Genomic DNA, 20,645 nt, shown 5'->3' with positions numbered 1-20,645 from the left:
GAAGACGTTGCCACGACGGACACCGGCGCCCGCAACGACAGCGATCGCCCGTCGATTCCGCTGGTGCCGGAAAACGCCACCTGGGACAGCTTCCACGGTCAGCTCAACGCCCAGAAGTACAGCCCCCTCGACCAGATTACGGCGGACAATGTCGGCGATCTCGAGAAAGTCTGGGAATTCCATACCGGTGACGTCTCCGACGGTTCCGGAGATACGCCGGCAAGCGTCTGGTCGGCGACGCCCGTCTTCGCCAACGACACCATCTATATCGGCACGCCCTTCTATCGCCTGATCGCGCTCGACCCGGGCACCGGTAAAGAGAAGTGGAGCTTCGACACCAAGTCTTCGCGCAAGGCGCTGACCCAGCCGGTGTTGAAGAACCGCGGCGTGTCCTATTGGGAAGCAGAAAACCCGGTCGCCGGTGAACCGTGCCAGAAGATCGTCTACATGGGCACCATGGACGCTCAGCTGTTCGCGCTGGACGCCGATACCGGCAAGCTCTGCAAGGGCTTCGCCGACAACGGCGTGCTCAACGTCAACCAGTGGAACGACACCCACGCCGTATGGCCGCTGTCCATACTGCAGCCACCGACCGTGGTCGGTGATCACCTGATGCTCGGTTGGGCCGGTATGGACTGGGCCTACGAACAGGCACCGCCGGGAACGATCTTCTCGCTGAACGCCCAGACCGGCGAGCTCGAATGGACGTTCCAAGCGCTCTCCGACGAGATGCGCGAGAAGAGCGGTACCGCCAACGTCTGGACGCACATGTCTGCCGACCGCGAGAACGGCCTGCTCTATCTGCCGGTCTCTTCGCCATCTCCGAACTACTGGGGCGGCAACCGCACCGAAAAGGCACCGCTGGCAACGTCGACCACCGCGCTGGATATCGACACCGGTAAAGTGGTGTGGTCTCGTCAGTGGGTTCACCACGATATCTGGGACTACGACATCAACTCCGCCCCGACGTTGATGGATATCACCGTCGACGGAAAAGAGATTCCGGCACTGGTTCAGGCGACCAAGCAGGGCTTCCTGTTCGTGGTCAACCGTCTGACCGGGGAAGACGTCTGGCCAATCGAGGAACGTCCGGTACCGCAGGGCGATGGCAGCGTCAAAGGCGAAGTGTATGCTCCGACACAGCCGTTCCCGACCAAGCCGGCCCCGCTGCTGGATCAGTCCAAGAAGCCCGAGATCTGGGGCCTCGCCGATGCCGTGGGCGGTGGCCAGTGTTCGCGTCTGTGGGACAATCTGACCTACGAAGGCATGTACACACCGCCGACCACCAAGGGAGAAGGCGCACTCTCCTATCCTGATAGTGCCGGTGGCGTGCAGTGGGGCGGTGTCGCTTACGATCCCCAGAGTCAGACCGCGATCGTCAACACCTCGCATATCGTGCAGACCATCAAGCTGTACAATCGCGAGGATTACAAAAAGGCCGATAGCGGCTCCGGCAACGAGAGTGGCTTCGCGCCGCAGGAAGGCGCGCCGTACGGCCTGCGCCTGCAGGTCGCGACGAACTGGCTGGGCATGCCCTGCTGGGAGCCGCCCTTCGGCGAGCTCGTGGCGATCGACATGCATACCGGTGACGTGAAATGGCGTCGTCCGATCGGGGCTTCTCAGCAGTACGGCTTCTTCATGCCCGAAAAATGGGGTTCACCGACCATCGGTGGCCCGGCCGTGACGGCAGGCGGCGTCGTGTTCATCGGTGCCTCGATGGATGCCAAGCTGCGCGCCTTCTCGCTGAAGACCGGTGAAGAGTTGTGGGAAGACCAGGCCGAAGCACCGGCCGTGGCCAATCCCTCGGTCTACGAGTACAAGGGCCGCCAGTATGTTGCCTTCGTCGCCGGCGGCAACACGATCCTCAAGGATCAGGTTGGCGATCAGGTCGTGGTGTACGCCCTGCCGGAGGATTGATTCTCTAGTTCGGCAACACTGATGCGGTAACAGCCGCAATCGTCGTGACGGGGTGGGCCTTTGGCCCACCCCGTTTTACGTCAGGCCATCCAATAAACAGAACACCTCGCGCCTTTCATTCGATCACGCTCTCTCTCGATACTCGGTCAATCACCTCTCCACCAACAATAAAGAGGTCGCGACCGATGTCCCTCTCCCAACTGCTCAACTGGCGCCTGCACCTGCTGGTCGTCGTACTCTCGCTGTTCAGTGAATGGATCGGCATTCTCAAGATCCCGCTCGGACCCGGCGCCCTGCTGCTGTTGCCGTTGTTCTATGCCTTTATCCTCGGCGTACTGCTCAACCCCCATCTATTTGCGGGAACGAAGCGATTCCTGCCGGAAAGCGTCAGCCAGGCGGCTACCCCGCTGATCCTGATCTCGATCATGCCGTTCATCGCACGCTTCGGCTCGACCATCGGCCCGGCCATCGACCAGCTCATCAGCGCCGGCCCGGCACTGATCCTGCAGGAACTGGGCAACCTCGGCACCATGCTGGTGGCATTGCCGGTCGCGGTGCTGGTGCTCAAGATGGGCCGCGAGGCCATCGGCGCGACATACTCGATCGCTCGCGAGCCCAATATCGCGATCATCTCCGACAAGTACGGCCTCAAGGGGCCGGAGGGGATCGGCGTAATGGGCGTGTATGTCGTCGGCACCATGTTCGGCACGTTGTGGTTCGCGCTGATGGCCGGCTATCTGGCCTCGCTCGACTGGTTCGATCCACGCGCGCTGGCCATGGCCTGCGGTGTCGGCAGCGGCAGCATGGTGGCGGCCTGCTCCGGGGCGCTTGCCGGCGCCATGCCCGATCTCGCCGATGACCTGCTCGCTTTCGCTGGCGCCAGCAACCTGCTGACCTACGCCACGGGGCTTTACGTGTCACTGTTCATCGCGCTGCCCGTCGCGGAATGGCTATATCGCCGCCTGGGCGGACGTAGTCGCGCCGACAGCATGGCGGGTGTCACCGCGGCCGATGGCGGCAGTCAGGGTGAAAACGACGACCTGACCGCCGAAGAACGTCCCGAATCGAATCTCGGCAAGACCGCCGCGGTGCTGGCGATGGCCTGCGTGGTCGGCTGGATCGCCAACACCATCAACGGCGCCTCACTGATCGACGCCCTGCCGGGCATGATCATTCTCTACATCATGACCCTGATCGGCCTGGTCATCACCCGCCTGGCACCGTTCTATCTGCCCGGCGTGGCCTGGGTATCACTGGTCAGCATCATCATGACGCTGCCGTTTTTTCCGGGCAGCGGCTGGATCGTCGATCAGCTCGCCGCGGTCAATTTCCTGGCCATCGTCACGCCGGTGCTGGCCTACGCCGGACTGGCCCTCAGCCGCCGCGAGTTCACGATGTTCCGCCAGACCGGCTGGAAACTGATCATCATCTCGCTGCTGGTATTCACCGGCACCTATGTCGGTTCGGCGGTCGTAGCCCAACTGTTGCTTTAAGTCATTGACCGCCATTATCGGAGGAGATCATGAACCAACCCGCTTCCTATCCCGATCCTGAAACGTTGACCGAGTGGCGCCACGACTTCCACCGCCATCCGGAGATCGCGTTCGAAGAGACTCGCACCAGTCAGCGCATTGCCGCGATACTACGTGAGCACGGTCTCGACCCGGTCACCGGCCTTGGCGGCGGTACCGGTATCGTTGTCACCATCGAGGGTAACCGAGGCCCGGGCCGTGCCATTGGTCTGCGTGCCGATATCGATGCGCTTCCGATCGAGGAGCTCAACGACGTCGACTACCGCTCGACGATACCGGGCCGCATGCATGCCTGCGGCCACGACGGCCACACCACCATGCTGCTGGGCGCGGCCTGCGCACTGGCGAGAAACCCAGACTTTGCCGGCCAGGTGCACTGTATTTTCCAGCCCGCCGAAGAGAGCGAAGGTGGCGGCCGCGTGATGGTCGAGGAAGGATTGTTCGAGCGCTTCCCGATGGCGGCGGTTTACGGCCTGCACAACTGGCCGGGACTCGCTGTCGGTGAAGCCGCCGTCCACGACGGCCCGGTAATGGCGGCGTTCGATGTTTTCACGCTCAGACTGACCGGGCGCGGCTGCCACGCCGCCATGCCGCATCTGGGCACGGATGTGGTGCTTGCCGCCTGCCAGCTGGCCAATCAACTGCAGGGCTTGATCAGCCGCGAGACCCCGCCCCATCAATCCGCCGTGCTGAGTATTACCCAGTTTCACGCTGGCGACGCCTATAACGTCATTCCCGAGACGGTCGAACTGCGCGGCACCGTGCGCTGCTTCGATGCAGCGCTCAAGGCCAGGCTGGAGCAGCGCTTTCGCGATGCCGTGGATGCCACCGCCCAGTTTCACGGCCTCAAGGCCGAACTCGACTATCAGGCGCGCTATCCGGCGACGATCAACGATCCCGAGCACGCCGCGCGCTGCGCCGACGTGCTCGACACGCTTCCCGGTATCGCCAAGGTTCACCGCGACATGGCGCCCAGCATGGGGTCGGAAGACTTCGCCTTCATGCTGAACCAGTGCCCCGGCGCTTATGTCTGGCTGGGCAACGGCAATAGCGCCGCGCTGCACAACCCGGCCTACGACTTCAACGATGCCATCTCTCCCCTCGGCGTTGCCTACTGGCAAGCACTGGTGAGGGAACTGCTGAGCGAGTGACACGACGCGCCGAGCGGAACGCTTCATTTCCAGACCCAGCCAGGAGAACTGCATGAAAATCACCGTCATCGGTCTTGGCCAGATGGGCGGCAACATGTCGCTGACGCTCAAGCGCGCCGGCTTCGATGTCACCGGCAGCGACGTGTTCGAAACCGCCCGCCAACGTCTCGCCGATCAGGGTCTCGACACCGTCACGCCCGACGCGATGCCGGCCAGCGACGTCTATCTGCTGTCACTGCCGACCTCCGATCACGTGCGTGAAGTCATCGAGACGTCCCCGGGCTTGCTCACACTGGCGCCCAGGGGCAGCGTGATCGTCGATACCTCCACCAGCGATCCGGTGGTGAGCCGCGAACTGGCGGCCAAGGTGATCGATGCCGGGCTCGAATGGCTGGACGCGCCGGTCAGCGGCGGCCCCAAGGGCGCGGCGAGCGGCAAGCTCGGCATGCTGCTGGGCGGCGACATGGCAACGATCGAGCGGGTCATGCCGATGCTCGAGGCAATGTCCGCCAGACGCACCCACGTGGGCGGCCCGGGCAGCGGCCACGTCGTCAAGCTGGCCAACAACTACCTCTGCGCCACCAACCTGATCGCCACAGCCGAGGCGGTCACGCTGGCCGCCAAGGCGGGAGTCGACCCGGCGGCCTGCCTGGCCGGTCTTAACAGCGGCTCCGGTCGCAGCGCCATCAGTGAAGTCAACTTTCCTGAATGGATTCTCTCCGGGCGCTTCGACTCCGGCTTTACCAGCGGCTTGATGCGCAAGGACCTGCGCCTGGCGCGCGATGCCGCCGAAGGTCTCGACCTCGATCTGGCGCTGTTGGATCAGGTAGTGGCTGGCTGGCACGTCAACGCCGATCGGCCGGCGGATGCCGACGACTTCAATCACATCACTTCGCCCATTCTGGCCCAGGCCGGCATCGGTTTCGCCCCTTCCGCCGCCGGCGATGAGGAAGCCTCCGCATGAACGCGCTGAACACTCAGGCACAGCAAACCCTGCATCGTCTTCTCACCCAATTCGGTTTGTCGCTGGAAGCCGGAGACACGCCCTGTTCCAACTGGATCAATGGCGATCTGGTCACCGGTCAGGGCGATGCCATCAGGCTGACGAATCCGGCCACCGGCGGTGAACTGATCAACTATCGAGATGCCGGTGCCGAACTGCTGAATCAGGCCGTCGAAGCCGCTGCACGTGCCCAGGTCGAATGGATGGCGCTGACCGCCAGCGAACGGGGTCGACGCATGAACACCGCCGTCCGTCGACTGGAGGGCCACGAAGAAGACCTCGCCCAGCTAGAGAGCGTGGTCGCGGGTAAGCCGATCCGCGATTGCCGGGGCGAAGTCGGCAAGGTCCGCGAAATGTTCGAGTACTACGCCGGCTGGTGCGACAAGCAGCACGGCGAAGTCATCCCGGTGCCCACCTCGCATCTCAACTACGTGCGCCACGTGCCGTTCGGCGTCGTCGGCCAGATCACGCCCTGGAATGCGCCGATGTTCACCTGCGCCTGGCAGCTGGCCCCGGCCATCGCCGCGGGCAACGGGGTCGTGCTCAAACCCTCGGAGCTGACGCCATTCTCTTCGGTCGTCATCGCCCGCCTGCTCGAATCCGGCGGCCTGCCGCAAGGCCTGATCAACATCGTTAACGGCGTCGGCACGACCACCGGCGCAGCCCTGACCGGCCACGACGGCATCAGCAAGCTGGTGTTCGTCGGCTCGCCCGACAGCGGCCGCCTGATTGCCGAAGCCGGCGCCCGTCGGCTGGTGCCCAGCGTGCTCGAGCTCGGCGGCAAATCCGCCAATATCATCTTCGGCGATGCCAGGCTCGACGACGCCGTGGCCGGCGCGCAGGCGGCGATCTTCGCGGCGGCCGGGCAGAGCTGCGTGGCCGGCTCGCGACTGCTGATCCAGCGCGACATTTTCGACGCCGTGGTCGAACGCGTCGGCCGTGCTGCCAGCCAGATCGCCGTTGGCCTGCCCGCCGAGGAAGCGACCCGGATGGGACCGCTGCAGAACGCGCGCCAGTTCGAACGCGTGACCGGCATGATCGAACGCGCCTGCGCTGCCGGGGCTCGCATCGTTAGCGGCGGCGCCCGCCCTGCGGACCTGCCAGAAGGGGCGGACGGCTACTATCTCGCGCCCACCGTGATCGCCGATGTCGATGCCTCGATGGAAATCGCCTGCGAGGAAGTCTTTGGCCCGGTCGTGGTGGCAATGCCGTTCGATGACGAAGCCGATGCCATTCGCCTCGCCAATGCAACTCGCTTCGGCCTCGCCGGTGCCGTCTGGACGCAGGATCCGGCCCGGGCGCATCGCGTCGCCGCTCAGTTGCGCGCCGGCACCGTCTGGATCAACAGCTACAAGGCGATCAATGTGATGTCGCCCTTCGGCGGCTTCCGCGACAGCGGTTTCGGCCGCTCCAGCGGACTCGACGGCTTGCGCGAATACACGATTCCCCAAAGCGTGTGGGTCGAGACCGGCCTCGAAGCCAGCGTCGCCATGGGCTACGGCAGCGGCCACGCGTAGCGATCTGGGCGCGGTCGAAAGTAAGAAACCGGCAAGCCTTAGCCATCGGGCTGCCGTGAATCTCGCCGCATGGGCCCAATACGTCGAAAGATATCGACCGTGTCGTGGCAGAGCCGGACCGAGAGAGCGGTGCCGAAATGAGAAAAAACGCGGCCGATCCCGTACCCTACCCCTCTTACTCTCGATCTTAGGCAATACTGCAGACAACGACACTATCGGACGGACGGCTCATGAGCTTCGGTATCGATCACCCTTTACTGGCGGTCAGTGATCTCGATCATGCCGCCCGGGCAGCCACGGATCTGGGTTTCACCGTCAACGCGCGCCATCAGCACCCGTGGGGCACGGACAATCACCTGCTGTTCTTCAGCAATAATTTCATCGAATTGATCGGTATCGGGCGTCCCGAATGCCTCGATTACCAGGACGATAACGGCTTCCAGTTCGGCCGGCTAATCGAGGCTCGTCTGAAAGCGGTCGGCGACGGTATCGCCATGGTGGCGCTCGATAGCAACAGCATTCAGCGCGATCATGCGCTGGTGGCAGCGCGAGGATTTACCGAGGCGTGTCCGATCATTTTTCGACGCACAGCACATCTGCCAAGCGGACGCGACGAAGAGATCAGCGTGGCGCTGGATATCCTGCATGATGCAGAACGCCCCTTCCTGACCCAGTTCCTGTGCCAGCAGCTGCGTCCGGAACTGTTTCGTGTCGACCCGACCCAGGAATCGCATGCCAACACCGCCACCTCGATCGCCGACATCTGGTACGTCAGCGATGATCCCGGCTATGACGTCGAATACTTCAGACGCATTCATGGCCCCCAGGCCGTACGCGGCGGCGACACCGAATGGACCATTCATACCCACAAGGGCGACTGCCACCTGCTCGATCGCCGAGCCCTGGCGGAAACCTTCCCGAGCCTGGGGGATCTGGAAGAGCAGCCGCCACGAGCCGTGGCGTTGACGTTGACCTGCCGGGACCTGAATGCCGCCATCACGCAGTGGGAAGCTGTCGGCATCGACTACCACCGCCACAGCGAAACCCAGGCCGATATCGCGCCCGGCGTGCTCGGCACGCTGCTGCGTTTCGAGCAGCGCTGAACGTTTCAGTCAGATCGGCCTGACAGCGAGCGGAATGCCTGCATCCACGAACCGAGATGACGCAGCAGCTTGAGACTCGCCTGAGGTTGGCGCCGGCCCACCCGAGTGACCATGTGGGCCTGGGAATTCTGAAAGAGTGCCGACGCCACCGGCAAGGCAACGACATTGCCTTCGCCCAGTTCGTGGGCAACGGCAAAGCGAGGCAGTAGCGTGATGCCCATACCCGCCACCACCGCGCGACGCAGCACGGCCATCGAATTGGTCTCCACGGCCACCTGCGGCCGCAACCCCGCCTGCACGAAGGCCTGATCCACCAATCGGCGCACGCCGTGGCCCGGCTTCCAGAGCGCCATGGGGGTTTCGCTGAGTCGTTGCAGCGAGATCGGCTTCAATTCCCGGGCCAGCGCATGATCCACGGGGCAGATCGCCAGCAGCGGCTGGCCACTGGAAGCCCAGAAGCGAATCTGCGGGTGCACTCGCTCGTGGAACATCAATCCGATATGTGCCCGATCCTCGACCACGGCTTCGATGATCTCGTCGGTACTGCCCTGCTCGATGTCCAGACGCACGCCTCGGTAGCGCTCAGCAAAAGCTTTCAGCGGGGCATCGATCAGATCGTTGATGAACCCCTCGCCGACGACCAGCGAGATCGTACCGGTCTCGAGCCGCTGGTACGCCTCCAGCCGACCGATGAATGCATCGTCGAGGTCTCCGCGCTGGCGACAGTAATCCAGCGCCATCTCGCCCACCGGTGTGGGCCTGATCCCTCTCGGCGTGCGTTCGAGCAGCGGTGCTTCGAAGGCGGCTTCCAGCAGTGCAATCTGCCGACTGACCGCCGACGGCGCGATGCCGAGCCTGGCCGCGGCCTTGCGTAGCGAGCCGGATTCGACCGTGACCCGAAAATAGACCAGGCGCTGATGAGGAATATCCATGGTTGATGACCGAGAAGCGGGAACCGTTGCCTCGATTAGCCCACTAACCCCTGGTGACGTCAACGCCTCGCTCGATTCTGACTGAGCCTTTCCGGCTCGACTTTTGCCACGGGATGCTGGCAATGTTGTCCAGTCAGGGCTGAAAACGAGCGGCGAAGGTCTTCACACGGCGTCTTTCGCTGACGCCGATGTTCTAACCAGAAAAATGTCTTACCCGGACGATGTCTTAACCAGGAGTCAATGCATGTTCATCGCCATGAACCGCTTTCGCGTCAACCCGGAACGCACCCACGAATTCGAGACGATATGGCTGGAGCGAGAAACGCACCTTCAGGATCTGCCGGGGTTCGTCGAATTTCAGATGCTGCGTGGCCCCCAGGAAGAAGATCACGTTCTCTACGCCTCACATACCGTGTGGCGCACTCGCCAGCATTTCGAGGACTGGACGCATTCGGAAGCCTTCCGTGCCGCTCATGCCAACGCCGGCCAGAGTCGACGCGAAGGTCTGTATTTAGGCCCGCCCAAGTTCGAGGGTTTCGAGGTCATTCAAACGATCGGCACCGATGACCAGGCTGTCTAATCGGCGATACCGGGGTCTGTCCCGCTACCTTGCGCTGACCGTTCTATTGTTGGGCTGTACTTCAGCGTTGGCCGGGCCGCCGCCCACCAAAGCCGAAATCGCCAGGCAGAAGGCCGAACGGCTCGAGCAGCGCGTCGTCGAAACAGATCAGATAGCGCCGGCTCCCGCCGCGATACGACTCACGCCCGAGGGTACGCAGGCCGTCGATCCCAACGGGCGAGCCCCCCTGGACGACGCAATTACCTGCCTGGCCCGGTCGATCTACTGGGAGGCCAAGGGCACCGACTCGCAAGAAATGCAGGCGGTCGCCAACGTGATCATGAATCGACTGGGCGATCCGACCTTCCCTTCCACGCTGTGCGGCGTCGTTCAGCAGGGTTCGGAGACCGGCCGGTGTCAGTTTTCCTGGTGGTGTGACGGGCGTCCCGACGAAGCCGACGAACCCAAGGAATATACGACGGCCAGAGAGATGGCTCGGCGTGCGCTCAACGGCACGCTGCCGGACATCACCCACGGTGCGCAGTTCTTCCACCATCGCAGCATCGGGCCAGGCTGGATGGCGACGCTGGTCAAGACGACACAGACGCACGAGTTCAGTTTCTATCGCCTCCCGGGATGAGCGCGGGCATTGATCGAACGATCTGCCCGCTCCGAATCAACGGACGTCACCGCCGTGGCCGTGAAATCGAGGGGCTAGGCATACGACATCCGGCGCCACGATCGAGCCGCTTCCGACTGCGGCGCCGGACCACACCCATCGAGCCATGATGATTCACGACTCAAAACCTGACGCACTATTCGACGCCTTTCACCCGACGGCAGAGCCGTTGCGCCAGGATCTGGCGCCACTCCGCCAACTCTGGGTGCGCGACATCGCCTGGCTGCTGCACGCGCCGGATATGGCGACCCTCGATGCGACGTCCGGTTATTCCGGCCGCCCCACATTGGCAGAGCTCGGCCTCGATGAGCCTCGCCGAAGACGTTGCTGGCTGCTAACGCAGGAATCACGCACAGCCAGTTTCGAGGCCCATCATCAGGCGCGCCGCTCCCATCGCCTAGGCATCTATCATGAGTCGCTGTGGCAATGGATTCTGGATCACGCGCCTCGCACCCGGTTACTGGCCCACAACGTGACGCTGCGCGAGGACAGGCAGACGCTCGGCGAACTCGACCTGCTGTATGCCACCGAAGCGTCCACGGCGACGACTGAAGCCGAGCACAAGCCGCCGATCTACCATGCCGAACTGGCCATCAAGTTCTTTCTTGGTCTACCCGAGGGACCCGGCGACGAACGAAATGCCGCGCGCTGGATCGGCATCGGCAGTTTCGACTCCCTGGCGATCAAATGCCATCGCCTCCAGTACCATCAGTTACCCAAGGGGCAATCGCCAGCCGCCCAGCATCAGCGCCAGCGGCTCGGCGCCGAAGGACCGCTGCAACAGCGAATCATCATGCCAGGGTTTCTCTATCACCCCTGGCGTCAGCGCCTGCCGCTGCCGACGCTAGCCAATGAGCGCGTCTGGCAGGGCCTTTGGTGCTCCCATCGGTGCTGGGCCACCCTGGCCCGGCGGTTACCCGAGGCGACTACCGGTCACTGGCTGATCAAACCCCACTGGCTCGCGCCACCGATAATGGCGCCGATGTCGCTGGCAGAGCTGGGTGCTGCGCTCGCCGATCACTTCTCGCTTCACGGTTCACCCAGACATCTGCTGCTGATCCTGCCGGACGGACGCCATTGCCGGGTTTTCGTGGTCAGGAACGACTGGCCGCCGGCGTTGCCGTTGCCACCCCGCTGCGCTTCGCCCAGCGCGCATTGAGCCACAGCGAACCGGCGAGAATCGCAGCGCCGACGCACAATCGGGTCAGATCGGCGTCCCGATTCCAGATCAGCAGATTGACGATCAGACCCGCGGGAATCAGCGCGTTGTTCATGATGGCCAGGGTACCGGCATCGACGCGGCAGGCGCCCTTGTTCCAGAGAAAATATCCCAATCCGGAGGCCGCGATCCCCAGCCAGCCCAGCACACCCCACTGCAGCGGCGTGGACGGCAGTTTCGTCGCATCACCGAGGATCCAGAACGCCGGCACTGCCAGACACAGCGCCCCCAGATAGAACCAGCCGAAAAGGTGGCGATGCGCCACGCCGCTTGGCAAACTGCGCGCCAGATGGCGATAACCGACCTGGCCAAAAGCGAAACTCAGGTTGGCCCCCTGCACGACCAGAAAACCCAACCAGTAGTCGCTGGTCACGCCGTCGTAGCGAATGACGGCGGCCCCAGCCACGGCCACGACCGCCACCAGCAGGTAGCGCGGCGAAAAGCGTCGTGCCAGCAGATCATCGATCAGGGTGATGTACAGCGGCGTGAAGATGGTAAACAGCAGGACTTCGGGTACGCTCAGCAACAGGAAGGATTGATAGAAGAAGAGATACATCACGCCAAGCTGCACGCTACCGATCGCCATCAGCCCCAGGCGAACGGGCCAGCGTAATGCGGCGGGGCGCAGAAAGGGAAGAAATACCAATGTCGCCAGGATGATGCGGGTCATGACGGCGAAGTAGCTGTCGACTTGTCCCGAGAGATAGACGCCGATCAGACTGAACGAGAAAGCCCATAGCGCCGTGACGCCAACGAGATACGACATGAACGGTAAACCTTCAAAAGAACCAAAGTTGACAGCCATTATACGGCTACGTCGACTTTTGCCCAAGCTCTCGCGCTTCGAATTCGACGCACGCTCCGGTGAAGCGTCGCACGTCGGCTGGAACGGTCACGGCGAAGGCTCGCTCGACATCACGCAAGAGGACAACCATGTGCGGTTCTTTGAGTCGGGTACCTTCACGGTCGCCGGTGGGAGTCGTAGCGTTCCCATGCGTAACGTCTATCGCTGGGAGCTCTTTGACGACCGCGTCCGGCTTTTCCACGAAAGACGCGGGGTCGAAGCGGCCGTTCTGCTGTTCGATCTGATCGCGGAGAGCGACGACACTCTGGTCAATGCCGAAGTTCATCAGTGCTCGGCGGACGCCTATAGCGCCAGGCTGGTGCTGACACCGGAAGGACTGGACCTCGAATGGCGAATCGTCGGTCCGCGCAAGGACGAGCGAATTCTCTATCACTATCGATGATGAATCACTACCGGTGATGAATAACTACCGGCGATGAATGGGAGTTCCATCGCGTCGTCAGGAGAGTCAGGAGATCCCCTGGAAAACCTTGCTCTGAAACGACGACGGCTTCCCGAAGGAAGCCGTCGTGAATGTTTCGAAGGTCTGTCTCGAAGGACTATTTCGAAGGACTGTGTCGAAGCGGTGCCTCAACGCGTTGCGATGATCCAGATGGCGTGGATGATACCGGGAATATAGCCCAGCAGCGTCAGCACGATGTTGATCCAGAACTGCAACCCCAGACCGACCTGCAGGAATACTCCCACCGGCGGTAGAATGATAGCGATAATGATACGAATGATGTCCATGTAGCCTCCTTTGCCCAGAACGACATCTTTATTGATCTTCGACAATCCATTGCGGCGCCTCGAGAATAGAGATCCCACTCCCGAGGGCAAATTGACGAAAAGCTTTGGTTACTCTTGCCTTACCCCGTGTAGAGCATAGTGCCCATCAGCGTCGAACGCAGCCTTTCATTGATCACGCTCCTTGTCATTTATCTCGCTCTTCGCATCGCGCCCTTTGGCGCGCCCCCGATCGCCTACCTTGCTGTGGATCGAGCGCGAATCGGAAGCCAGTTCGTCGTGGTGGCGCTCCCAGTCTTCCCAGTCATGCGGCGTTCCACTGCGGGGGCCATGTTCCGCGGCCTCGCGGGCACGGGCCCAGGCTTTCTCCTCGAGCGACTGAGGCTTTTCTTCCTCCTTGTCGAGCGAGATCCCCTGCTTGGCCATGTAGTCTTTTGCATTCATGAGCTGATTCTCCTGTTCGCGCCTAAGCGGTACGACGAACCACTCACATGAGGAGCCGATTTACGGTATCGACTCGTTCACGGCTACGTCACGACGGCAAAGGCAGTTACGACACTGACCTCTGATATGGCGTCGAAGTCCCGGGAGTTCAAGCCTCCCGCGTCTGAAAGGATTCCAGCCTGAGCAGACTGCCAAGATGGGCGACAGGTTGACGAGTGCAAATTCTGCGGACAAATGGAGACTATGCACTATAGTTAATGTGTCTTGACCGTAGTAAAGCGCGATGCCGTTCTCCTCCACAAAAGGAATTTGTCATGAGAAAGAATCTGATCACCGCTTCACTGACCGCCCTGATGCTGATGGGTTTCGCTGGCAGCGCCATGGCGCAGAGCGATGCAATGCAGGAAGCCGAGAACGCCAATGACAAGCCTCTCGCCGAAGGCAGCGGCGTTACCGCCTCCGGCAAGGAAGATACCGACAAGGAAAGCGGCCACAGCGATGCCGCCAACCAGTCGCTCGATGCCGTCGACTCCGAGACCGATGAAGCCACTGATGTTTCCGATTCGAAAGAACTGGACGACATCAATGCCGAGGGCCAGAGCGACGCCGCAGGGGACGCCATCGAAAGCCAGTGATCCTGCTCATGCCCAGTTAGTTTCGACACGCTTGAAACCAGTGACGAACCCACCCTTCCGGTGGGTTTCGTCGTTATAGGGCTCAGCGCGTGGGATAGCGGTAACGCAGCAACCGGCTCCCGCCGGATTTCCATTTATGTCAGACTTCGCCTTTCTTTTGTTATCAGGCCTTTGTCAGCAGGAGCCTTCCACGCATGCTGGATCGCATTCGCATCGTTCTCGTCCAGACTTTCCATCCCGGCAACATCGGTGCCAGCGCACGTGCCATGAAAACCATGGGGCTGAGCGATCTGGTACTGGTGTCGCCACGCCAGTTTCCCGATGAAGAAGCGACTCGGCTCGCCGCTGGCGCGACCGATCTCATCGACGACTGCCGCGTCGTCGAAACGCTTTCCGAGGCGATCGGCGACTGTGTCCAGGTTATCGGTGCCAGCGCTCGTCTACGCAGCCTGCCCCTTCCTTGCTACCACGCGCCGGATCTCATGGCAGCGGAGCTGTGGCAGCGCCTACCGGAAGGGCCCGTCGCGATCGTCTTCGGGCGGGAGCGCTACGGGTTGACCAATGAGGAAATCGGCCACTGCACCCATCAGTTGAACATCCCCGCCAATCCCGATTATGGCGTGCTGAACCTTTCCCAGGCTGTGCAGATCGTCGCTTATGAAGCGTTCAGACAGTCCCGAATGCACGGTGAGGCGCATCAGGTGCCCAGAGCGGCCGGCCCCTATCCTACGGTCGAGCAGCTCGAACACTTCTATGGTCATCTCCATCGAGCCCTGGATAGCGCCGGGTTCCTGACCCAGCCCCATGCCAAGACGGAGGCCCATCTTCGAGCGCTGTTTACCCGCGCCGAGCCCAGCCGCAAGGAGCTATCGATTCTGCGTGGGGTTCTCAATGCGCTGGAAAGCCGCAGTCCATCAGAGTGAAGGGGATACGCCGGGTGCCTCGGAAAAACCTCCCCGAAAAAGCACTTTGACAGTGGAGCCGTCGAGATAGAGAATAGGAATCACTCTCATCAAAAATGGCGATGACGACGATGATGACCGAGCGCTCCCAGCTCTACTACACCTGCGTCTTTCTGCAGGTGTCGTTCCGGGCCATCGGCAATTCGATAACGGCGGCCGACGATGAAACGCGGCGTTGCTGGCTGGATGCCCAGACCCTGCAATTGCTGCTCGGTGAGCTCCAGCGCTGTCGCCAACAGGCATCGCCGTTTCGCGATCTTCACTCGCCGTTGGACCAGGCAAACTATCACTGCGGACTGCTGATGGCCCAGTGCCCCGGGGCTCTCGATCAGCGACTGTGTCGGCATCATCTCGACGCCATTTGCCTGCCACTGGGCCAGGCCATCGACCAGCTCGCAGGGAAGCCGACGCTGGCGACAAAACCATCACCCAAAGCAGACCGGCGCTTTCGCCACTGGTTCGGGCGCTGAGCGCCTCGGGCTCGAACCGATTGACCACATGGTTATGCCTGACGGTGACGCATAAAAAAACAGCGCCCGGAGGCGCTGTTTTCTGAGGGATAGAACTAATTCAGAGAATTAGTCCTGGCCCATCTGCTGCTTGATCAGATCACCGATGGTAGTCGGGCCGTTGGGCTCCGCTTCCTGGTCACGCGTCTTGCCCGGCGCACGACGCGGCGCCTCGACCTGGTCTTTCGCCTTGATCGAGAGATTGATCACGCGGCTCTTGCGATCCACGCTGACAATCCGTGCTTCGACGCTGTCGCCTTCGTTCAGCACGTTGCGCGCGTCTTCGACACGGTCAGCGCTGATCTCGGAGGCCTTGAGCACGGCCACGACATCAGTCGCCAGCTCGACATGGGCTTCCTTGGCATCGACTTCGACGATGCGGCCCGTGACGAGCGCGCCCTTGTCGTTGACGGCCAGGAACTCGGAGACCGGATCGGACTCGAGCTGCTTGATGCCCAGCGAAATGCGCTCACGCTCCGGATCGATCGACAGGATGACCGCTTCCGCTTCATCGCCCTTCTTGAACTGACGAACCGCTTCTTCGCCGGTTTCGCTCCAGGAGATGTCGGAGAGGTGAACCAGACCGTCGATGCCGCCTTCAAGACCGATGAAGATACCGAAGTCGGTGATCGACTTGATGGTGCCGGCAACGCGGTCGCCCTTGTTGTAACGGCCGCTGAAGTCTTCCCACGGGTTGGTGGTGCACTGCTTGATACCCAGGGAAATACGACGACGCTCTTCGTCGATGTCGAGAATCATGACTTCGACTTCATCACCGACCTGAACCACCTTGGACGGATGGATGTTCTTGTTGGTCCAGTCCATTTCGGAGACGTGAACCAGACCTTCGACACCCTCTTCCAGCTCGGCGAAGCAGCCGTAGTCGGTCAGATTGGTGACGCGAGCGTTGACCTTCATGCCTTCCGGATAGCGGTCGACGATGTTGACCCACGGGTCTTCGCCCAGCTGCTTGAGACCCAGAGAAACACGGTTACGCTCACGGTCGAACTTGAGCACCTTGACATTGATCTCGTCGCCGACGGCAACGATTTCGCTCGGATGCTTGATACGCTTCCAGGCCATGTCGGTGATGTGCAGCAGGCCATCGACGCCGCCGAGGTCGACGAAAGCGCCGTAGTCGGTCAGGTTCTTGACGATACCGATGATCTGCTGGCCTTCCTGCAAGGTGGCGAGCAGCGCTTCACGCTCGGCACTGTTCTCGGCTTCGAGCACGGCACGGCGGGAAACGACGACGTTATTGCGTTTCGGGTCGAGCTTGATGACCTTGAAGTCCAGCTCTTTGTGCTCGAGGTGCGCGGTATCGCGGACCGGACGCACGTCGACCAGTGAACCCGGCAGGAAGGCGCGGATAGAGGCGACGTCGACGGTGAAACCACCCTTGACCTTGCCGTTGATCACGCCCTTGACGATCTCGTCCTTCTCGAAGGCCGCTTCCAGCTCTTTCCACGCTTCGGCGCGCTTGGCCTTCTCGCGTGACAGGCGAGTCTCGCCGAAACCATCTTCGACGGCTTCCAGCGCGACCTTGACTTCGTCACCGACCGCAATGGTCATTTCGCCATTGTCGTCGCGGAACTGCGCCACGGGGATCTGCCCCTCGGACTTCAGGCCAGCGTTAACAGTGATCCAGTCGCCTTCGATGTCAACCACGGTCGCCATGACGATGGCACCGGGTTCCATGTTGATGTCCTGGAGAGACTGTTCAAATAACTCAGCAAAGCTTTCGCTCATGTGATTCCTACGTGATCAACGTTGATGACGGTCAAACCGTCTTCCTCCGCACCACCAGCGAGCACGGGCCTTATCGACATATCCCTGGGGATGTTAGCGCTGGTTCGACCTGCAACGACTTGCCAGTCGGATCGTTGCACGTCATGACATCTTGCCAGGGGCCCCGGAACGGAAGTGCGTCGTCCGCTGGTGCCGTCCAAAACCGATCGTCGCCAATCCTGCAGGCTTCAGACCAGGTTCCGTTCGGCGAGCAGCGTCTCGATACGCTCCACGACTTCCGGTATATCCAACTGCGTCGTGTCCAGCTCCACCGCATCTTCAGCGGGTTTGAGCGGAGCCACGGCACGCTGCATATCACGCGCATCGCGCGCTTGGATTTCTTTCAAAAGGGTCGAGAGTCTAGCATCTTCCCCTGCCTGCTGCAATTGGAGCAAGCGTCGCCGCGCCCGCTCCTCGGCGGAGGCGGTCAGGTAGATCTTGAGCGAGGCGTCGGGAAAGACCACCGTTCCCATGTCGCGGCCGTCGGCGACCAGCCCGGGCGCCTGACGAAAATCCCGCTGACGCTGGAGCAGTGCCTCGCGTACCGGGGGCAGCGCCGCGACCTGGGAAGCGGCACTACCGACTCCCTCGCTACGAATCGCCTGGGTCACGTCGTCGCCTTCCAGCAGAATCTGCATCGCGCCATTCTCGACCGCGAACACCACGTCGAGATTCTGGGCCTGCTCGGAGAGCGCCCGGGCGTCATCGACGGCAACGCCATTGCGCAGCGCGGACAGCGCGGTCAGTCGATAGAGCGCGCCGCTGTCCAGCAGATGCCAGCCCATGTGTTCGGCGATCATCCGACTGATGGTGCCCTTGCCGGCGCCACCCGGGCCATCGATAGTGACGATTGGTGCGGCCTCGCTCATGTCGGGGCCTCCGTCAGTTCGAGCCCGACCCTGTTCGCCAGTGAAACGAATCCCGGGAAAGACGTCGCCACGTTGGCACAGTCGTCGATAGTGATCGGGCCGTCGGCGCGTAGCGCGGCAATGGTAAAGGCCATGGCGATACGATGATCGCCCAGGCTATCGACCTGACCACCTCGATAGTTGGCGGCGTCGCCACCCTTGCCGACGACATCGATACCGTCATCGTAGACGGTGGTGTCGACGCCCAGGATGGTGAGGCCGTCGGCCATCGCCTGGATCCGATCGGACTCCTTGACGCGAAGCTCCTCGGCACCGCGCAGACGGGTAGTGCCCTCGGCATTGGCTGCGGCGACGAACAGCGCCGGGAACTCGTCGATCGCCAGCGGCACCTGGTCGACGGGAATATCGATCCCCTTCAACGGCGCGTAGCGAATGTGCAGATCGGCGACCGGCTCGCCGCCGACTTCCCGCGGGTTCTCCAGCCGCAGATCGGCGCCCATCGCCTTGAGAATATTGATCACGCCGATACGGGTCGGGTTGACGCCGACATGCTCGAGGACGAGATCGGAACCCGGCGTGATGGCCGCGGCGACCAGAAAGAAAGTCGCCGACGAGATGTCGGAGGGCACGTCGATCGGCGCGCTGGTGAGCTCGCCGCCGCCCTGCAGCATTGCCAGGTCGCCATCGCGGTCGACCTGGTAGCCGAAGCCGTTGAGCATGCGCTCGGTGTGGTCGCGGGTCGGTGCCGGTTCCCGCACGCGGGTCTCGCCCTCGGCGTAGAGACCGGCCAGCAGCAGGCAGGATTTGACCTGGGCGCTGGCCATCGGCATGTCGTAGTCGATGCCTTTCAGCGGCTGACCGCCGTGAATCTTCAGCGGCGGGCGTCCGCCTTCGGCGGTATCGATCTTCGCTCCCATCAGCCGCAGCGGATCGGCGACTCGTGCCATCGGCCGCTTGGTCAGCGAGGCATCGCCGGTCAGCTCGGTATCGAATGCCTGCCCGGCGAGAAGGCCGGTAAACAGACGCATGGCGGTGCCGGAATTGCCCACGTAGATCGGCCCCACCGGCTTTTTCAGTCCATTCAGGCCCACGCCGTGGATGGTCACGCGCCCCTGGTGCGGGCCTTCGATCGCCACGCCCATGTCACGGAACGCCTGCAGCGTCGCCAGACTATCCTCGCCCTCGAGGAAGCCCTTGACCTCGGTAATACCGTTGGCCAGCGCCCCGAGCATGATCGAGCGATGAGAAATGGACTTGTCGCCGGGAACGCGAATTCGGCCGCTGACCGAACCGCCGGGCGACACCCGGTACTGAACCTGTCGTGCTTCCATGGTCTGATAACTCGTCTGATTCAACAGCGTTTCGAAATAATGTCTGGCGTGGCTAGCCCGGTCGAACGTGCCCAGCATGGCGTCGCTATCGCCCTGCTCCACGGCCGTCCGCAGCCGGGCGAGCCCGGCCTCGAAATCGTCCAGCGCCGCCAGCAGCGCGCCGCGATTGGCGGTGAAGATGTCGCGCCACATGACCGGATCGCTGCCGGCGATCCGGGTGAAGTCGCGAAAACCACCGGCCGCATAGCGAAAGATATCCAGGCGCTCGTCCTGCCGCGCCAGGGTATCGACCAGCGAAAACGCCAGCAGGTGCGGCAGGTGGCTGGTTCGCGCGAGCACCTGGTCATGTCGGTCGACCGGCATCTCCAGCACTTCGGCGCCACAGCGTTGCCAGAGTGCGCGCACGGTGGCGACGGCGCGAGGCGCGGTGACAGCTTCCGGGGTCAGAATGACCTTGTGATGACGATAGAGCTCGGGATTGGCCGCGGCCACACCGCTCTTCTCGGAGCCGGCGATCGGATGACCGGGCACGAAATGCGGCGGCATATGGCCGAAGGCTTCTCGCGCCGCATCGCAGACCCGACGCTTGGTGCTGCCGACGTCGGTCAAGATGCGATCGCCAATCAGCGCCACCAGCTGCGCGAAAACCTGACTCATGGCCAACACCGGCACCGCCAGCACGACGACATCGCTCTTGGCCACCAGTGGTGCCAATTCGCCACCGCCCTCGTCGATCAATCCCATCTCGAGCCCGGTGGCGATCTCGTCGGAATTCGGGTCGCATGCCAGGATTCGGCCGCGATAGCCATTGGCCTTGAGCGCGGCGGCCAGCGAGCCGCCGATCATGCCGAGCCCCACGATCAGCAGCGTCGGCTCGCCAACCGTTGCATCGCCTCCCCCCATC

At 62.4% G+C, this 20,645-nt stretch carries 20 protein-coding genes; 13 read left to right on the top strand and 7 right to left on the bottom strand.

Translation table 11 applies throughout. The features are described 5' to 3' along the window. The 6 genes from BTW08_RS14180 to BTW08_RS14155 all read left to right on the top strand — a co-directional run. A partial coding sequence (locus BTW08_RS14180; RefSeq protein ID WP_075563172.1) for a pyrroloquinoline quinone-dependent dehydrogenase occupies window positions 1–1,917 on the top strand: 1,917 nt, incomplete at its 5' end. A 185-nt stretch (window positions 1,918–2,102) separates the two neighbouring features. Beyond that, window positions 2,103–3,410: a DUF3100 domain-containing protein gene (locus BTW08_RS14175; RefSeq protein WP_075563171.1), complete on the top strand. Its 1,308-nt coding sequence runs from the start codon at window positions 2,103–2,105 to the stop codon at window positions 3,408–3,410. A gap of 29 nt (window positions 3,411–3,439) precedes the next feature. Beyond that, entirely contained in the window at window positions 3,440–4,600 is a 1,161-nt protein-coding gene (locus BTW08_RS14170) for a M20 aminoacylase family protein (protein WP_075563170.1), read from the top strand. A gap of 52 nt (window positions 4,601–4,652) precedes the next feature. Further along, window positions 4,653–5,564 (top strand): NAD(P)-dependent oxidoreductase, encoded by a 912-nt coding sequence (locus BTW08_RS14165; RefSeq protein ID WP_075563169.1) that lies wholly within the window; start codon window positions 4,653–4,655, stop codon window positions 5,562–5,564. Then, window positions 5,561–7,120 carry an aldehyde dehydrogenase family protein gene (locus BTW08_RS14160; RefSeq protein ID WP_075563168.1) on the top strand — a complete coding sequence of 520 codons (1,560 nt, stop codon included), beginning with the start codon at window positions 5,561–5,563 and terminating at the stop codon, window positions 7,118–7,120. The genes BTW08_RS14165 and BTW08_RS14160 overlap by 4 nt, the downstream gene beginning before the upstream one ends. Before the next feature lie 230 nt (window positions 7,121–7,350). Beyond that, a complete protein-coding gene (locus tag BTW08_RS14155; protein WP_075563167.1) occupies window positions 7,351–8,223 on the top strand; it encodes a VOC family protein in 873 nt (290 codons plus the stop codon). 5 nt (window positions 8,224–8,228) lie between these two features. Here the strand turns inward: BTW08_RS14155 and BTW08_RS14150 are convergent, their stop codons facing one another. After that, on the bottom strand, window positions 8,229–9,155 hold the full coding sequence (locus tag BTW08_RS14150; protein ID WP_075563166.1) for a LysR family transcriptional regulator: 927 nt from the start codon (window positions 9,153–9,155) through the stop codon (window positions 8,229–8,231). Between the two features lie 244 nt (window positions 9,156–9,399). Between BTW08_RS14150 and BTW08_RS14145 the strand changes: the two genes are divergently transcribed. The 3 genes from BTW08_RS14145 to BTW08_RS14135 all read left to right on the top strand — a co-directional run bounded on the left by BTW08_RS14145 (window position 9,400) and on the right by BTW08_RS14135 (window position 11,552). Continuing rightward, a complete protein-coding gene (locus tag BTW08_RS14145; protein WP_075563165.1) occupies window positions 9,400–9,735 on the top strand; it encodes an antibiotic biosynthesis monooxygenase in 336 nt (111 codons plus the stop codon). Further along, window positions 9,719–10,354: a cell wall hydrolase gene (locus tag BTW08_RS14140; protein WP_075563164.1), complete on the top strand. Its 636-nt coding sequence runs from the start codon at window positions 9,719–9,721 to the stop codon at window positions 10,352–10,354. The genes BTW08_RS14145 and BTW08_RS14140 overlap by 17 nt, the downstream gene beginning before the upstream one ends. A gap of 148 nt (window positions 10,355–10,502) precedes the next feature. Then, window positions 10,503–11,552: a DUF1853 family protein gene (locus tag BTW08_RS14135; protein ID WP_083627887.1), complete on the top strand. Its 1,050-nt coding sequence runs from the start codon at window positions 10,503–10,505 to the stop codon at window positions 11,550–11,552. Here BTW08_RS14135 and BTW08_RS14130 read toward each other — a convergent pair. Further along, complete coding sequence (locus BTW08_RS14130; RefSeq protein WP_075563163.1) at window positions 11,488–12,378, bottom strand: carboxylate/amino acid/amine transporter; 891 nt, start codon at window positions 12,376–12,378, stop codon at window positions 11,488–11,490. The genes BTW08_RS14135 and BTW08_RS14130 overlap by 65 nt on opposite strands. A gap of 28 nt (window positions 12,379–12,406) precedes the next feature. On the opposite strand from BTW08_RS14130, the gene BTW08_RS14125 reads away from it, so the two are divergent. Next, window positions 12,407–12,859, top strand: coding sequence for a DUF6314 family protein (locus tag BTW08_RS14125; protein ID WP_139313667.1), 453 nt, complete (start codon window positions 12,407–12,409; stop codon window positions 12,857–12,859). Between the two features lie 188 nt (window positions 12,860–13,047). On the opposite strand, the gene BTW08_RS14120 is transcribed toward BTW08_RS14125, so the two are convergent. Together BTW08_RS14120 and BTW08_RS14115 are read right to left on the bottom strand one after the other, a co-directional pair. Next, complete coding sequence (locus BTW08_RS14120) at window positions 13,048–13,206, bottom strand: YqaE/Pmp3 family membrane protein (protein WP_075563162.1); 159 nt, start codon at window positions 13,204–13,206, stop codon at window positions 13,048–13,050. 165 nt (window positions 13,207–13,371) lie between these two features. Continuing rightward, on the bottom strand, window positions 13,372–13,647 hold the full coding sequence (locus BTW08_RS14115; protein WP_188113831.1) for a hypothetical protein: 276 nt from the start codon (window positions 13,645–13,647) through the stop codon (window positions 13,372–13,374). A 314-nt stretch (window positions 13,648–13,961) separates the two neighbouring features. Here BTW08_RS14115 and BTW08_RS14110 point away from each other — a divergent pair, with 314 nt between their 5' ends. The 3 genes from BTW08_RS14110 (at window position 13,962) to BTW08_RS14100 (ending at window position 15,714) form a co-directional block, all read left to right on the top strand. Further along, a complete protein-coding gene (locus BTW08_RS14110) occupies window positions 13,962–14,282 on the top strand; it encodes a hypothetical protein (RefSeq protein WP_075563161.1) in 321 nt (106 codons plus the stop codon). A gap of 194 nt (window positions 14,283–14,476) precedes the next feature. Beyond that, complete coding sequence (locus BTW08_RS14105) at window positions 14,477–15,205, top strand: RNA methyltransferase (RefSeq protein WP_075563160.1); 729 nt, start codon at window positions 14,477–14,479, stop codon at window positions 15,203–15,205. 95 nt (window positions 15,206–15,300) lie between these two features. After that, a complete protein-coding gene (locus BTW08_RS14100) occupies window positions 15,301–15,714 on the top strand; it encodes a hypothetical protein (protein WP_246837755.1) in 414 nt (137 codons plus the stop codon). Between the two features lie 108 nt (window positions 15,715–15,822). Here the strand turns inward: BTW08_RS14100 and rpsA are convergent, their stop codons facing one another. The 3 genes from rpsA to BTW08_RS14085 form a co-directional block, all read right to left on the bottom strand. Next, the gene (rpsA, locus tag BTW08_RS14095) at window positions 15,823–17,502 is read right to left on the bottom strand and encodes a 30S ribosomal protein S1 (protein ID WP_075563159.1); all 1,680 of its coding nucleotides are present in this window, start codon (window positions 17,500–17,502) and stop codon (window positions 15,823–15,825) included. Window positions 17,503–17,729: 227 nt separating this feature from the next. Then, window positions 17,730–18,410 carry a (d)CMP kinase gene (gene cmk / locus BTW08_RS14090; protein ID WP_075563158.1) on the bottom strand — a complete coding sequence of 227 codons (681 nt, stop codon included), beginning with the start codon at window positions 18,408–18,410 and terminating at the stop codon, window positions 17,730–17,732. Then, complete coding sequence (locus tag BTW08_RS14085) at window positions 18,407–20,644, bottom strand: bifunctional prephenate dehydrogenase/3-phosphoshikimate 1-carboxyvinyltransferase (RefSeq protein ID WP_075563157.1); 2,238 nt, start codon at window positions 20,642–20,644, stop codon at window positions 18,407–18,409. The genes cmk and BTW08_RS14085 overlap by 4 nt, the downstream gene beginning before the upstream one ends. Window position 20,645 lies beyond the last annotated feature (1 nt).

It is taken from the genome of Salinicola sp. MH3R3-1 (genome assembly GCF_001937155.1).
Lineage (GTDB): Bacteria > Pseudomonadota > Gammaproteobacteria > Pseudomonadales > Halomonadaceae > Salinicola > Salinicola halophyticus.
Note: the sequence above shows the minus strand (reverse complement) of the source record. Positions and strands in the feature narration are given on the sequence as shown.

Coding starts and splice junctions, on each gene's coding strand:
- BTW08_RS14175 (WP_075563171.1), top strand. CDS start 2,103: ATGTCCCTCTCCCAACTGCTCAACTGGCGCCTGCACCTGCTGGTCGTC.
- BTW08_RS14170 (WP_075563170.1), top strand. CDS start 3,440: ATGAACCAACCCGCTTCCTATCCCGATCCTGAAACGTTGACCGAGTGG.
- BTW08_RS14165 (WP_075563169.1), top strand. CDS start 4,653: ATGAAAATCACCGTCATCGGTCTTGGCCAGATGGGCGGCAACATGTCG.
- BTW08_RS14160 (WP_075563168.1), top strand. CDS start 5,561: ATGAACGCGCTGAACACTCAGGCACAGCAAACCCTGCATCGTCTTCTC.
- BTW08_RS14155 (WP_075563167.1), top strand. CDS start 7,351: ATGAGCTTCGGTATCGATCACCCTTTACTGGCGGTCAGTGATCTCGAT.
- BTW08_RS14150 (WP_075563166.1), bottom strand. CDS start 9,155: ATGGATATTCCTCATCAGCGCCTGGTCTATTTTCGGGTCACGGTCGAA.
- BTW08_RS14145 (WP_075563165.1), top strand. CDS start 9,400: ATGTTCATCGCCATGAACCGCTTTCGCGTCAACCCGGAACGCACCCAC.
- BTW08_RS14140 (WP_075563164.1), top strand. CDS start 9,719: ATGACCAGGCTGTCTAATCGGCGATACCGGGGTCTGTCCCGCTACCTT.
- BTW08_RS14135 (WP_083627887.1), top strand. CDS start 10,503: ATGATTCACGACTCAAAACCTGACGCACTATTCGACGCCTTTCACCCG.
- BTW08_RS14130 (WP_075563163.1), bottom strand. CDS start 12,378: ATGTCGTATCTCGTTGGCGTCACGGCGCTATGGGCTTTCTCGTTCAGT.
- BTW08_RS14120 (WP_075563162.1), bottom strand. CDS start 13,206: ATGGACATCATTCGTATCATTATCGCTATCATTCTACCGCCGGTGGGA.
- BTW08_RS14115 (WP_188113831.1), bottom strand. CDS start 13,647: ATGAATGCAAAAGACTACATGGCCAAGCAGGGGATCTCGCTCGACAAG.
- BTW08_RS14110 (WP_075563161.1), top strand. CDS start 13,962: ATGAGAAAGAATCTGATCACCGCTTCACTGACCGCCCTGATGCTGATG.
- BTW08_RS14105 (WP_075563160.1), top strand. CDS start 14,477: ATGCTGGATCGCATTCGCATCGTTCTCGTCCAGACTTTCCATCCCGGC.
- BTW08_RS14100 (WP_246837755.1), top strand. CDS start 15,301: ATGGCGATGACGACGATGATGACCGAGCGCTCCCAGCTCTACTACACC.
- rpsA (WP_075563159.1), bottom strand. CDS start 17,502: ATGAGCGAAAGCTTTGCTGAGTTATTTGAACAGTCTCTCCAGGACATC.
- cmk (WP_075563158.1), bottom strand. CDS start 18,410: ATGAGCGAGGCCGCACCAATCGTCACTATCGATGGCCCGGGTGGCGCC.
- BTW08_RS14085 (WP_075563157.1), bottom strand. CDS start 20,644: ATGGGGGGAGGCGATGCAACGGTTGGCGAGCCGACGCTGCTGATCGTG.